Source organism: Arthrobacter ginkgonis (genome assembly GCF_039540195.1).
Classification (GTDB): Bacteria; Actinomycetota; Actinomycetes; order Actinomycetales; family Micrococcaceae; genus Zafaria; species Zafaria ginkgonis.
This window is the reverse complement of sequence record NZ_BAABEO010000009.1, coordinates 50,873-63,797: the sequence shown is the minus strand read 5'-3', so window position 1 is coordinate 63,797 and position 12,925 is coordinate 50,873. Positions and strand designations below refer to the sequence as shown.

General features: G+C 70.3%; 13 protein-coding genes. 8 read left to right on the top strand and 5 right to left on the bottom strand.

Translation table 11 applies throughout. From position 1 onward, the window contains the following. Positions 1-4: 4 nt before the first annotated feature. The 6 genes from ABD912_RS06890 to ABD912_RS06865 are packed head-to-tail and all read left to right on the top strand — an operon-like array spanning position 5 to position 6,055. Positions 5-1,168 (top strand): cupin domain-containing protein, encoded by a 1,164-nt coding sequence (locus tag ABD912_RS06890; protein ID WP_345149536.1) that lies wholly within the window; start codon positions 5-7, stop codon positions 1,166-1,168. Next, positions 1,165-2,163 carry a dihydrodipicolinate synthase family protein gene (locus tag ABD912_RS06885; protein ID WP_345149535.1) on the top strand — a complete coding sequence of 333 codons (999 nt, stop codon included), beginning with the start codon at positions 1,165-1,167 and terminating at the stop codon, positions 2,161-2,163. The genes ABD912_RS06890 and ABD912_RS06885 overlap by 4 nt, the downstream gene beginning before the upstream one ends. Further along, positions 2,160-3,119, top strand: a complete 960-nt coding sequence (locus ABD912_RS06880) for a VOC family protein (RefSeq protein ID WP_345149533.1) — start codon at positions 2,160-2,162, stop codon at positions 3,117-3,119. Before ABD912_RS06885 ends, ABD912_RS06880 begins: the two co-directional genes overlap by 4 nt. Beyond that, positions 3,116-3,874 carry a class II aldolase/adducin family protein gene (locus tag ABD912_RS06875; protein ID WP_345149531.1) on the top strand — a complete coding sequence of 253 codons (759 nt, stop codon included), beginning with the start codon at positions 3,116-3,118 and terminating at the stop codon, positions 3,872-3,874. The genes ABD912_RS06880 and ABD912_RS06875 overlap by 4 nt, the downstream gene beginning before the upstream one ends. Then, positions 3,871-4,773, top strand: a complete 903-nt coding sequence (locus ABD912_RS06870) for a fumarylacetoacetate hydrolase family protein (RefSeq protein WP_345149530.1) — start codon at positions 3,871-3,873, stop codon at positions 4,771-4,773. The genes ABD912_RS06875 and ABD912_RS06870 overlap by 4 nt, the downstream gene beginning before the upstream one ends. 37 nt (positions 4,774-4,810) lie before the next feature. After that, positions 4,811-6,055 (top strand): FAD-dependent monooxygenase, encoded by a 1,245-nt coding sequence (locus ABD912_RS06865; RefSeq protein ID WP_345149529.1) that lies wholly within the window; start codon positions 4,811-4,813, stop codon positions 6,053-6,055. 139 nt (positions 6,056-6,194) lie between these two features. Here ABD912_RS06865 and ABD912_RS06860 read toward each other — a convergent pair whose 3' ends face one another. The 5 genes from ABD912_RS06860 to ABD912_RS06840 all read right to left on the bottom strand — a co-directional run bounded on the left by ABD912_RS06860 (position 6,195) and on the right by ABD912_RS06840 (position 9,427). Then, positions 6,195-6,788 carry an NADPH-dependent FMN reductase gene (locus ABD912_RS06860; RefSeq protein WP_345149528.1) on the bottom strand — a complete coding sequence of 198 codons (594 nt, stop codon included), beginning with the start codon at positions 6,786-6,788 and terminating at the stop codon, positions 6,195-6,197. A 109-nt stretch (positions 6,789-6,897) separates the two neighbouring features. Further along, entirely contained in the window at positions 6,898-7,410 is a 513-nt protein-coding gene (locus tag ABD912_RS06855) for a flavin reductase family protein (RefSeq protein WP_345149526.1), read from the bottom strand. Then, complete coding sequence (locus ABD912_RS06850; RefSeq protein WP_345149524.1) at positions 7,407-7,907, bottom strand: NADPH-dependent FMN reductase; 501 nt, start codon at positions 7,905-7,907, stop codon at positions 7,407-7,409. The genes ABD912_RS06855 and ABD912_RS06850 overlap by 4 nt, the downstream gene beginning before the upstream one ends. Positions 7,908-8,167: 260 nt before the next feature. Continuing rightward, a complete protein-coding gene (locus tag ABD912_RS06845) occupies positions 8,168-8,701 on the bottom strand; it encodes an NADPH-dependent FMN reductase (RefSeq protein ID WP_345149522.1) in 534 nt (177 codons plus the stop codon). 138 nt (positions 8,702-8,839) lie between these two features. Beyond that, positions 8,840-9,427: a TetR/AcrR family transcriptional regulator gene (locus ABD912_RS06840; protein ID WP_345149520.1), complete on the bottom strand. Its 588-nt coding sequence runs from the start codon at positions 9,425-9,427 to the stop codon at positions 8,840-8,842. Positions 9,428-9,769: 342 nt separating this feature from the next. On the opposite strand from ABD912_RS06840, the gene ABD912_RS06835 reads away from it, so the two are divergent. Together ABD912_RS06835 and ABD912_RS06830 are read left to right on the top strand one after the other, a co-directional pair. Next, positions 9,770-11,287: an MFS transporter gene (locus ABD912_RS06835; protein WP_345149517.1), complete on the top strand. Its 1,518-nt coding sequence runs from the start codon at positions 9,770-9,772 to the stop codon at positions 11,285-11,287. A gap of 116 nt (positions 11,288-11,403) precedes the next feature. Then, entirely contained in the window at positions 11,404-12,810 is a 1,407-nt protein-coding gene (locus ABD912_RS06830; RefSeq protein ID WP_345149514.1) for an amidohydrolase family protein, read from the top strand. Positions 12,811-12,925: the final 115 nt, after the last annotated feature.

Below are 12,925 nucleotides of genomic sequence, written 5' to 3'. Positions count from 1 at the left end.
GACGATGACCGACACCACCCAGCTCGATGACGCGCTGCGCCGCACCGACGCCATCGACGCCTACGACCAGCAGATCAAGAGCGACCACATCATCGGCCAGTGGTCGTTCGAGCCCATGCTCGATGCGGCGATCGGCGGCCCGAAGCCGCGCGGCCTCGGCCACGTGTGGCCCTGGTCCACGACCCGCCCCCACCTGGCGGAGGCCTCTCGCGTACTGGGGCCCCAAGGCGTGGGCCGCACCAGCATCGTGTTCCTGAATCCCGGCATCACCCAGGGCGTGCCCGGCTCCACCCACACCATCTCCGTGGGCATCCAGATCATGCGCGCCCAGGAGGTGTGCTGGTCGCACCGCCATTCGATGTCCGCGCTGCGGTTCGTCATCGAGGGCCACAAGGATGCGTTCACCGTGGTCGACGGGGAGCCGCTGCCCATGGAGACCTTCGACCTGCTGCTGACCCCGCGCGGCGCCTGGCACGACCACCACAACCCGACCGACGAGGAGGTCGTCTGGCTCGACGTGCTGGACCTGGGCCTGACCGCGAGCCTGAACCAGGCGTTCTTCGAACCGTTCGGCGCCGCCAGCCAGCCCCAGCGCGGCTCCGTCACCGACTCCCAAGGACTGCGCACCGCCGCGGTGCGCCCGGTCTGGGAACACGCCCGCGAGTCGCGCCTGCCGGTCCGCTACGCCTGGAAGGACATCGAGCCGGTGCTCGACGCCTACACCGACACCGTCGGGGATCCCTACGACGGGCTGGCGCTGCGCTACGCGAACCCGGTCACCGGCGGACCCACGTTCCAGACCATGGACTGCTGGGTGCAGCAACTGGTTCCCGGGTTCGAGGGCAAGGCGCACCGGCGCACCTCCAGCTCCGTCGGCTTCGTGATTTCCGGCAGCGGGGCGATCGAAATCGACGGCGTGCGCCACGCGCTCACCCCGGGCGATTCCTTCGCCGTGCCGAACTACGCCTGGCACCGGCTGGTCAACGACTCGTCCGAGCCGCTCCGACTCTTCACGACGCACGACATCCCCGCGCTGCAGGCGCTCGGCCACTTCTACGAGGAGCCCGAGGCCCGCATCGGCGCCTCCGAGCCCCCGCGGGTTCCCGCATCCCCGGAGGTGCCGACCTACCGCAGCGACATCTTCCTCGCTTCGGACGAGTCCCGATGACCCGCTACACGGCCGCCGACATCACCGGCGCCGTCGGGATCCTGCCCACCCCGGCGCTGCCCGGCGCCGACCGGTGGGACGCACGGCAGACCGTGGACCTGGCCGAGACCGAGCGCCTCACCGCGGCGCTGGTCGACGCCGGCGTCGACGTGCTGATGACCAACGGCACCTTCGGGGAGGGCGCGGGCCTGATGCTCGACGAACTGCTCGCGTTCAACGACGTCGTCATCCGCACCGCCGCAGGAAGGGTGCCGGTGTTCGCGGGGGCGACCACACTGAACACCCGCGACACGATCGAGCGCGGGTCCGCGCTGCGGGCGCTCGGCGCCGACGGATTGTTCGTGGGGCGTCCCATGTGGGTCGCGCTCGACGACACCCAGATCGTGGCGTTCCACCGCGACATTGCCGCGGCGCTGCCCGACATGTCCCAGGTCGCCTACGACAACCCGAGCGCCTTCAAGGGCAAGATCTCCCCGGCCGTCTACGCCGAACTGGCCGGCATCGAGCAGGTCGTCGCGGCCAAACACATGGGCCTCGGCCTCATGGGCGAGCGATTCGTCGAGGACCTGGAGGCCGTTGCGGACAGGATCCGGCTGCTGCCGGTCGCCGGGGATTGGGCCACCACCGCCCGCCGTTTCCCGGAGGCGGCCATCGCCTGCTGGAGCGGTGACATCTCCTGCGGCCCGGCCCCGGTCCTGGCGCTGCGCGAGGCGATCCGCGCCGGCGACTGGGAGACGGCCCTCCGGATCCAGGACGACCTCAACGAGGCCTGCGCCCCGCTGTTCCCGCACGGCAGCTTCGAGGAGTTCTCCAAGTACAACATCCAGATCGACCGGGCCGAGTTCGAGGCGGCCGGCTACTTCACCCCCGGCCCCGCCCGGGCGCCCTACACCAGCTGCCCCGAGGCCTACCTCGAGGGCGGCCGGGAAACCGGGCGCCGCTGGGCGGCCCTCCACCGGCGCTACAGCCACGAGATGAGCAGGAGCCTTTCATGACCACCACCGACCAAACCACCGACCGGGAGCAGGTGCCGGCCCCGGCGAGCGCGCGGCCGTCCACCCCGGTGCGCGTCTCGCGGCTGGGCTACGTCGCGTTCGAGACGCCGGACGTCGAACGGCTCACCCACTACTACACCAACGTGCTGGGCTTCGCGCTGGTCCACAACTCCCCCGGGCAGGCGTTCCTGACCACCGGCGGGGACCACCACAGCATCGTCATCAACCGCGCGGAGGCCGCCGGCGGGCGCTCCGTGGTCGGCTACGAGATCCGCGAGGACCTCGATGCGGCGCACCGGCGCCTGCAGGCGGCCGGGCTGCGGGCCGAGCGGCGCAGCGACATCGGGCCGGGCACCCCAGACGCGCTGGTGCTCACCGAGCCGGCCACCGGGGCGACGCTGCACCTGTACGAGGACCAGGACCCCAGCGGTGTGTCCCCCACCTTCGACCACCGCCCCAGCAAGCTCGGCCACGTCGCCGCCTACACCCCCTCCCTGGGCGACATGCGCTCCTTCTACGAGGGCGCGCTGGGCTTCCGGTGGGCGGATTCGATCAGCGACTTCTTCGTGTTCCTGCGCTGTAACGCCGACCACCACGCGGCCAACTTCATGCAGAGCAACGAGCTGCGCGGGCTGCACCACATCGCCTACGAGGCCCGCGACCTGAACCACCTGCAGCTGATGATCGACAACCTCACCAAGCACGGACACACGCTCTACTGGGGTCCGGGCCGGCACGCGGTGGGGCACAACATCTTCACCTATCACAAGGATCCCGACGGCAACAGCATCGAGCTGTTCACCCAGCTCGATGTCATGCTCGACGAGGAGCAGGGTTACTACGAGCCGCGCCCCTGGCACGAACGCTTCCCGATGTATCCGACGACGTGGGAGGCCGACGCCGCCGCGATGAACATGTGGGGGCCGGTGCCCCACGGCGGGCCGATCAAGCGATGAGCGACGCGGCCACCATCGGCCAGGTCGTCGACGCCCACCGGGCCCTTGCGGCCGCGGGCGCCGGCGACCTGGTCTGGGGGCACATGGCCATCCGCGACCCCGCCGGACGCGGGGTGTGGACGAAGGCCGCCGGCTGGGGCATGGAGGACCTGTGCCCCGAACGGGTGGTGCTGGTGTCCTTCGACGGCGCGGTGATCGCCGGCGACGGCGAACGGCACCTGGAGGTGTTCATCCACACCGAGCTGATGCGCCGCCGCCCGGAGGTGCGGGCCAGCGTGCACACCCACGGTGAGGCAGCCGTCGCGTTCGCCTCGCTCGAGGAGCCGCTGCGGCCGATCAGCCACGCGGCCACGCCGTTCCTGGAGCCCGGGCGAGACGTTCCCCGCTTCGAGCGCACCGGCAACCTCATCCGCACCCCGGAGCTGGGAGCGGCGCTGGCCGCCCGCATCGGCTCCGGGGCCGGGTGCCTGATCCCGGCCCACGGCCTGGTCACCGCCGGGGCGGACGCGGCCCACGCGGTACTCAACGCCGTCCTGCTGGAACGCGCCTGCTCCACCCAGCTGGCCGCGCTGGCCGCCGGCGGTCCCCGGCGGTGGTCCTCCGAAGCGGAGGCCGCCGCCAAGAAGGCCGAGATCTGGTCGGCCGAGGGGGTGCGGGCCGCCTACGGGCACCTGGTCCGCCGCGCCGACGCCACCATCCCCCGCCCCGCGGCCGGTGCCCCGGCCCGCCCCGACACGAAGGAGATCCCCGCATGAGCAGCTGGAGCCTGACCACCTGCCTCCCCGACCCCGCCGACCCGGCCCGGCGGTCCGCGGCCATCCGCCGCGGCGACGGAAGCCTGGCCGTACCCGAGGTCCTGCGTCCCTACGCCGGCCTCATCGACGCCGTCGCCGACTGGGACCGGCTCGCTCCGGAGCTGCGCGCGCTGGACGTCGCGGCGCTGGAGCCGGTCGCCGGCGAGGAGCTGCTGTCGCTGGGGCACCCGCGCAAGGTGCTCTGCGTCGGCGCGAACTACCGCGACCACGTCGCCGAAATGGGGGTCACCGAGATCCCCGACGGATGGGAGCCGTACTTCTTCCTCGTCCCGCCGACCACGTCGCTGGTCGGCGACGGCGGGGAGGTCTTGATCCCGGCCGACCCGTCCTACCGGGTGGACTGGGAGGCGGAGCTGGCGATCGTGATCGGCCGGGGCGGACGGGACATCCCGGCCGCAACGGCGCTGGAGCACGTGGCCGGGTACGCCTGCTTCAACGATGTGACCGCGCGCGGACTGCTCGCCCGCCGGGTCACGATCGCCGCCCCGTTCGCGTTCGACTGGACCGCGTCCAAGGGGCTGGACAACTTCAGCCCCTTGGGTGCGGTAACGCCGAGCTGGCTTGTCCCCGACCCCTCGGACCTGGGCATCCGGTGCCTGGTCAACGGCGAGGTGAAGCAGGACGGGTCCACCGCGGACCTCATCGCGGGACTGGCGGAGATCATCGCGGCGGCCAGCCGCCTCTGGACCTTGGAGCCGGGCGACGTGATCGCCACCGGCACCCCGGCCGGCGTCGGGCACACGCGCGGCGAGCGGCTGGTCGACGGCGACGTCGTGCGGGTGGAGATCACCGGGCTTGCTCCCCTGACCAACACGGTGCGCGAGCGCACCCAAGACTAGCTTTGCGTCCCCGCGGGGGTGCGGAAAGGCAGGAACCATGAGGGAAATAATCGGCAAGCAGCCGACCGTGGCCGTGGTCGGCGGCGGGCTCGGAGGGCTCGCCACCACCATCTGCCTGGCCAAGGCCGGCTTCGACGTGCACGTTTTCGAGCGGGCGGCGCAGCTGGGCGAGATCGGGGCCGGGATCAACATCAGCCCGCAGGCCACCAAGGTGCTCTACGCCATCGGGCTGCGGGAGCAGGTGGAGGCTATCGGCAACCGGGTCACCGGCCACCGGCAGCGCTCGATGTCCACCGGCGAGTTCCTGGCCGAGACGCCGTTCACGGATCCCGACGGCGAGGATCGGTACGGCGCCCCGTACTATGCGTTCCACCGGGCCGACCTCATCGAGATGCTGGCCGGGGCGATCGCCCCCGAACGCATCCACCTCGGGCGCACCTGCACGGACCTGACCGAAACCCCGGAGGGGGTCACGGTCGGGTTCGCCGACGGCAGCCGCTTCGAGGCCGACGCGGTCATCGGCGCCGACGGCATCCACTCGCAGGTGCGCCGCCACCTTTACGGCGAGGACGAGGCGGAGTACACGGGCCAGATGGTCTGGCGGGCCTTGGTCGACGCCTCTGATCTGCCCGAGGACGTGTTGGGCCCGCACGGCTTCTACGGGTGGATCGGCAAGGGCAGCCACCTGATGACCTACTTCCTGCGCGGCACGAAGGTCATCAACATCACCACCCAGGCCGACGTGGACACGTGGACCGAGGAGGGCTGGTCCATTCCCGGCGATCCGGAGCAGATGCGGGCCAGCTTCCCCGGGGCGACCGGGGACTTGGCGCGGCTGCTGGACAGGGTCACGGACTGCTCCAAGTGGGGGCTCTTCGGACGCAGGCCCTCCCGCGACTGGGGGCGTGGCCGCATCCAGCTGATCGGCGACGCGGCGCACCCGATGCTGCCCAACGCCGGCCAGGGGGCCGCGCAGGCCTTCGAGGACGCCTACGTGCTGGCCCGCTGGATGGACGAGCATGCCGGGGACCTGCCGGCGGCTTTCGAGGGCTTCCGCGAGGTGCGGATCCCGCGGGCGCACGCGGTCCAGCGCCAGTCCCTGGCGAACAGCAAGCTGGTGCACGCCGGCGACTGGGAGCAGCGCCGGGACACGTTCCGGGCCCGGGAACAGTCCGGAGACACCCCGCTGGGGCTCGGCTGGATCTACGACTACGACGTCAAGGAGCAGTGGGACCAGATCACCCGGTACCCGCTCTCCGAGAGCGACGCTCCCGTGGCCTGATCGCGTCCTCCGATCGACGCCACACATACGGAAAGAAGCGCAGACGGAAGGAGGGGCCCGGCAACGGGCCCCTCCTTCCGTCTGCGCTTGCGAGTGCGCGGCTGACAGTCCCGGCGTCAGCCGGCCGTCCGCAAGGTCGTCAGCCCGCCGTCAGCGAGGCCGCAAGTTCTTCATCTGGGACGCGCAGCGCCCGCAGCGCACCCGACCAAGCCACCACTTGGGAGAACATCTCCGCAAGGTAGGGCAGCTGGTAGGCGCCGGGCCGGAAGTCGGTGCCGCGCTCAAACTCGGTCGCGAACGGCAGCGACACTTGGGTGGCGACGGTGGCCACCTGCAGGGTCGCGAGGATCTGGCGCAGGTGCTCGGCCGCGCGGCTGCCCCCGGCGCTGCCGCCATAGCTGACCAGCCCGGCCGCCTTGTTGTGCCATTCGACGTTGAGGAAATCGATCGCCCCCTTCAGCGCGCTGGGCACCGAGTGATTGTATTCGGGCGTCACGAAGACGTACCCGTCGAATTCGGAGATCTTCGCCGACCAGTCGCGGGTGTGCTGATGCCGGTAGGGCGCCCCTCCCCCGGGTTCGTCCAGGTGCGGGAGCCCGAAGTCGGCGAGGTCGATCAGTTCGTAGCGGGCGTCGGTCCGCTCGGCGGCCCGCGCGTGGACCCACGCCGCGACGTCCGCCCCCTTGCGTCCGGGTCGCGTGCTGCCAAGGATGATGCCGATGTTCAGGGTCATGGTTGCCTTTCCGCCGCCACGGCGGCCGGGATCCCGGAAGGGGAAAAGAAGCTGGAACGGGAACAACCGTGAGGCCCGGCTCGGCGGGCCCCACGGTTGTGGTGGTTGGTCAGGCGTCGAGGTCCACGAGCCGCTGGAAGCGGCTCGTGTGGAAGACCGTCGGGCCGGGCTCGTGCAGCGCCGCCCCCTCGACCCGCAGCAGCACGCAGTCGTGGTCGCCGGTGGGGACCACCCCGTCGACCGTGGTCTCCAGCCAGGCGCTGGCACCGCCGACGAAGAGCGCGCCTTCGTTCCCGGCCACGACCTCCGCGCCAGCGAAGCGGTCGCCGTTCTTGGAGGCCATGGATCGCGCCAAAGTGTGCTGGTGCTCGGCGAGGATGCTCACGCCGAGCCGTCCGGCATGGGCGAGGCGGGGCCAGGTGGTGGAGGTCTTCTGCGGGAAGAACGCCACCAGGGGCGGGTCCAGTGACACCGTCACGAAGCTGCTGGCCACCAGCACCTCGCGGGTCCCGTCGACGTCGGCGCAGACAGCGACGACGCCGGTGGGGAACCGCCCGTAGGCGGTGCGCAGGGTCTCGGGGGTGGCAACGGCGGCGAGCGGTTCGATCATCGTGTGGGTCATGTCAGGCTCCTTGCGCGGGAGGAGCGGATCGCGGTGCCCCAGCGGGCGGCGTAGGCCTCGATCGCTCCGTCTTCGGTGAATGTCTTGTCGCGGAGGTACAGCCCCGGCGCGGGGGCCGTGGCGCCGAGCTCCACGAGCACAGGCTTGAGCAGCAGCTCAGGGCACAGCGCGTGTTCCGGGCCCGCGCCGAGCATCAGCGGTACCGCCACGACGTTGCGCAGTCCCTCTCCGGCGGAGAACTGGTCCAGGAACAGCTTGAGGAGTCCGCTGTAGCTCGCCTTGAACGTCGGGCTGGCCACGACGACCAGCTCGGACTGCGCCACGGCGGAGACGGCGGAGGCAACGGCGTCGTCACCCCAGCCGAGCAGTCCCGTCCCGAGGTCCACGACGTCGACGACGACGTCGGGGGCGGTTCCGATGAGCGCCTCGTGCAGGCGGGTCGCCGCCGCCAGGGTCCGCGAGGCAGGTTTGGGGTTTCCGACAACGACGGCGGTCATGAGGTGCCGCCGGTTGGGTGGGGTGTGGTCGACATGGTCGGCTCCTTGCCAGGATGGTCCGGAAGGAGCCGATCGCGAAGGACACCACGGTGAGACGGCGGCACGACACGGTCAGTCCCCTCCGGGACAATGGACTGGTCATTCCGCGTTGTTGTGTCGCGAAACATGTGCGGCGTCTCACACCGACACCCCGATACTAGGCGAGAGTCGCGGGCAAAGATAGTGTTTGCAATGTTTTTGCGGAAACGGCTCCCACGGCGCTAGTCGCGGCCAAGGACCCCAGCACGGCGCACCGCGGTGGCCGCGGCGAGATGGGGAAGGCTGCGCGCGGCCCAGTCGTCCAGGACCAGTTCGAGTTCCGCCATGCGAGGCACCGTGAAATACAGTGCCGGCGAGGGAGCGCAGGCCCCCAGCTCCACCAGCAAGGAGCGCAGGTGCACGTCGGGGCCGAGGTAGTGGCTCAGGTCGGCACCGGTCATCACGGGCACCGCCACCACCCCATCGAGCCCGAGCTTCGGATAGCGGTCAAGGAAGGCCTTGAGCATGCCGGTATAGGTCCCCTTGTAGGTCGGAGAGCCCACCACCACGACGTCGGATTCCGCGACCAGGCGCGAGAGTTCGGCCATGCCCTCGTCGGGCCAGGCGAAGAGTCGGGGGGCATGGTCCGCAAGGTCGATCTCGTTAACGACCGGCCGGGGAACGGCTGTCGCGATGCGCTCAGCCACGGCCCGGCAGACCCGGAGCGTCCTCGATGCGGGCTTCGGGTTGCCGACCAGCACGGTGATTGAGGTCATCGGAACGCTTCCTTCGCGATCGGGCCCCGGACGGCGCGGGACGTGGCTGCCACAAACATAGCGAACGCAATGTTTGTGGGTCAAGGATCATCCGACCGACCGCAGCCACGGGCGACGAAACTTGGCTCCGGCGAACGCTCAGGCGGGGCGAACGCTCGCTTCCGACAGAATGCAGGAGAGCAGGCGCCGCGAACCGGCAATCTGCCGCTCGGTCACGGGCTCGTGCTCAGCCCCGAAGACGACGCGCTGGAAGACCATACCGTCACCCATGGCAACGATGATCTCGACCAGTTCCTCATCCACTTCCAGCCCGGCCTCGACGAACGAGGCGCGAGCGCGCTCGCGGTAGATCTCCTGGTGTCGCTTGACCAGCTCCAGCAGTTCAGGGGCGTGCCGGGCGGCGACGTAGACCTCGGTGAGGAAACGGGGCAGTTCGGGATGCTCGCGCATCATCCCGTCCATGTGCCGCAGGGTGTCCACGAGGCTGCCAGAGGGCTCCTTGTAGCCCAGCGAAACCTCAAGGCACCATTCGAGCGCCGCCTCCAGGACGGCATTCAGGTGCGGGAAGTGGTGACGCAGGCTCCCTTGGGTCACGCCCGCTTCCGCGGTGAGCGATCGGTAGGTGAGCTTGGCCATGCCGTCACGCGCCACCAGCTGGATCGCGGCATCAACGAGTGCCTGTCGACCCTCACCGTAGGCCGGCCTTCCCGACTCTGCTCTAGTCATCACGGCAGGAGAACCCCCGCTTCCCGTTTTGGTCCATCACTGGGCAATATCTGCAAGATTACCCCCGGCACCACCCGATGGACGCCTCGCCAAAAGAGGATCGCGGCAAGGGCTTGACGCCGAAACATTGCGGTCGCTATGTTTTGTGATCAGCGGCACACAATCCCTGCGGAGCAGCATCCGCACCAAAGCGAAGCAGCATCGCGAACTCGGCGCCCGGCACCGATCCAACGCCGGGTGGAACGTCCTCCCTTCGAGCCATCCGCGCGCCGTCACTCGACCCACACAATCTCGCGACGCAGTCCGTCCATGATGGATCCGACTGCAGCAGAAGGAGTCACGATGACCACCACCGCACCAACGGGCCCTGCGGCCGGGCCCACGGGCACCCGCCGTTGGGTCACCCTAAGCATTCTCTTGGCTCCGATGGCGATGATCCTGATCGGGGCCACGATCTCGAACGTCGCCGTCCCCTCCATCACCGAGGGCCTTGGCGCCTCGCCGGCGGCGATCTCCTGGGTCGTCTCCGGCTACATGATCGGCTACGCGCTGGGCCTCGTGCCCGCGGGCCGTCTGGGCGACCGCTACGGGCACAAATGGGTCTTCATCCTGGGCCTCATCGCCTACATGGTGACCGCGCTCGTCGCCTCGTTCTCCTTCTCGGAGCTTCAGCTGGTCGTCTCCCGCGTCGTCCAGGGTTTCGCCGGCGGCTTCGTGATCGCCCCGCTCTACGCCTACATCCAAATCCTCTTCACCGGCGCCGCCCGCCTGCGTGCGTTCGCGATCTTCACCGTCGTCACCGGCGCCGCCGCGCTCGTGGGCCCCCTCATCGGCGGACAGATCATCGACATGGTGGGCATGGCCCAGGGCTGGCGCTTCGCCCTGACTGCCGGCCTGCCGCTGGGCGCCCTGGCCCTGGTCGCCGCCTTCCCGCTGGTGCCGCAAACCCGGAACCTCACCCGCGGCCGCTTCGACTTCGTGGGCATGTTCCTCCTGGCCGTGGTCGTCGTCGGGTTCATCGCCCCCTTCATTCAGGTCACCGACGCGGGACTGCCGGAGTGGGCCACCGCCAGCTTCTCCACTGCCGCGGTGCTGGCCGTCGTGTTCGCCTTCTGGATCCGCCACCGCGAGCGCCGCGACGCCTTCCCGCTGGTGCCCTTCAGCTTCTTCACTCGCCCCACGTTCTCCATCGGCATGGTGGTCATGTTCTTGGCCTTCGCGGCCTTCACCAGCGCGATCTACATCGCCCTCTCCGTCCTCTGGCAGGCGGGCCGGGGCGAGTCGGCACTGATGGCGGCCATGGTGACCCTGCCCTTCTCGCTGGGCAGCATCCTCGGCGGCTTCATGGCGGAGCACACGACGAAGCTCTTCGGCCGGTGGGCCCTGACTTGCTCGCTGATCCTGCTCGTCGTCGGCCTCTACACCACGTACCTCACGCTCCAGACCGACGCTCAGTCGCACCTGGTCGCGCTGGTCCTCCCCCTGCTCATTGCCGGCATGGGCAGTGGCATCTTCGTCGCCCCCTGCATGGACACGGTGCTGAACGGCATCCACGAAAAGGATGCAGGAGCCGCCGGCGGCTTCTCCGTGACGGTCCAGCGGACCGGTGCGGCCTTTGGCATGGCGCTGGTGTTCATCGCCGTGTCGCAGCCCGGGCCGGACGGCAGCTTCACCCCTGAGGTGATGACGCACGACGGCATCGTGGCCGTCCTGATCTGCGCGGCACTGCTCTCCGTCGCACTGCTCCTGAGCGTCGTCACCGCGCTGGCCACCCCCCGCGCCATCCCCGCCCAGACGCCGGCCGCACCGGACGCGGCCCCGGAGGAGCCGGAGCTCGAGCCGGCCGGAGGACGCGGCTAGGGCCGGTCCCACCCGAACACACCAGACCCGCACCACCCACAGAAATGGAGCTCCATCTTGAACCTGCACCCATCAATTCGGCCCGGATCGCGCCCCGCATCGCAGGAGGCGACGGCATGAGCACCCACCGCTACCTGGTCCGGGGCGGCCACATCGTCACCGGCGATCCGGCCCTGGGCGTCATCGCCGACGGCGAACTGCTCATCGAGGGCGACACGATCGTCGCCGTGGGCCGCGACCTCGGCGTCACCGATGCTGAGGTAATCGACGCCGGCGGCGGCATCATCGCCCCCGGAACCATCGACACGCACCGCCACACCTGGCAGACCCAGTTGCGCGGGGCCGCAACGACCATCTCGCTGCAGGAGTACATCGCCGGGTTCTGGGCGGACTCGACCCCGTCCTACACGGCCGAGGATGTCCACGTCGGCACGCTGGTCGGCGCCCTGGACGCGATCAATGCCGGCGTGACCACGGTCCTGGACTACTCCCACATCACCAACAGCCCCGAGCATGCCGACGCCGCCGTCGACGCGCTCGAAGAGTCCGGGATCCGTGCCGTATACGCCTACGGCATGGGGCAGGCGGACATCATGGCTCCGCCGGCCTACGACCGCCTCGCCGATTTCGCCCGGCTGGCCAATGAGCGCTTCACCGCCCCGGGCCGCGTCACCCTCGGCGCGGCGCTCTCGGAGATCGGGCTCGCCCCGATCTCGCAGAACCTCGCCCAAAAGCGGTTGGCGGATGAGCACGGCGCCATCTCCACGGCACACATCGCCACCAGCCAGGCGCTCCCCGCCGGCGTCGAGCAGCTGCATGCGGCCGGGGTCCTGGACCCCCGCCTGGTGCTGGTGCATGCCACCACGCTCGCCGAAACGGACTGGAAGCTGGTGGCCGATGCCGGCGCCAAGCTCTCCACCACCCCGGAGAGCGAATTGAACATGGGCATGGGCCGGATCGCGATCAACGATGCGATCCGCCATGGCCTCAAGCCCACGATCGGCGCCGACGTCGTCTCCCTCAATAGCGGCGACATCTTCACCCCCGCCCGCCAGGCCCTCGGCTACGCCCGCTGGGCCGACGCCGAGGCCACGCTGCAGGAAGGGCGCGACGTCTACGGCATCACGCTCAACCCGGCGGACGCCTTCGAATGGGCCACCGCCAACGGCGCCGACGCGCTGGGACTGGGCGACACGGTGGGCACGCTGGCCCCGGGCAAGCAGGCCGACCTGATCGTCATCGGCGGCCAGCACGTGGGCGTGCGCCCGGTCAACGACCCGGTGGGCCAGCTCGTCATGCAGACCCACCCCGGATTGATCGACACCGTCATCGTCGCCGGACAGGTGCTCAAGCGCGACGGGCTGCTGGTGGGCGCGCCGGTCGCCGCCCTTCTGGCGCGGCTGGACGAGTCCTCACGCCGCATCCAGGAGCGGATAGCCAAGCGCCAGGCCGCCAAGGTGCCGCTGCCTCCCGAGGTGCTCGCCGGGTTCCCGGGCTGGGTCGCGCACAACCTCGCCAACTGACCCGTCCGCCAAACGCCTGTGGCCGTCCCGTTGCGGGGGCGGCCACAGGCGTTCGTGCGCCCGGTGGCCGCCGACCGACCCGAGCGCGGCGACTGCCCGACGCCGGGATGCGGCC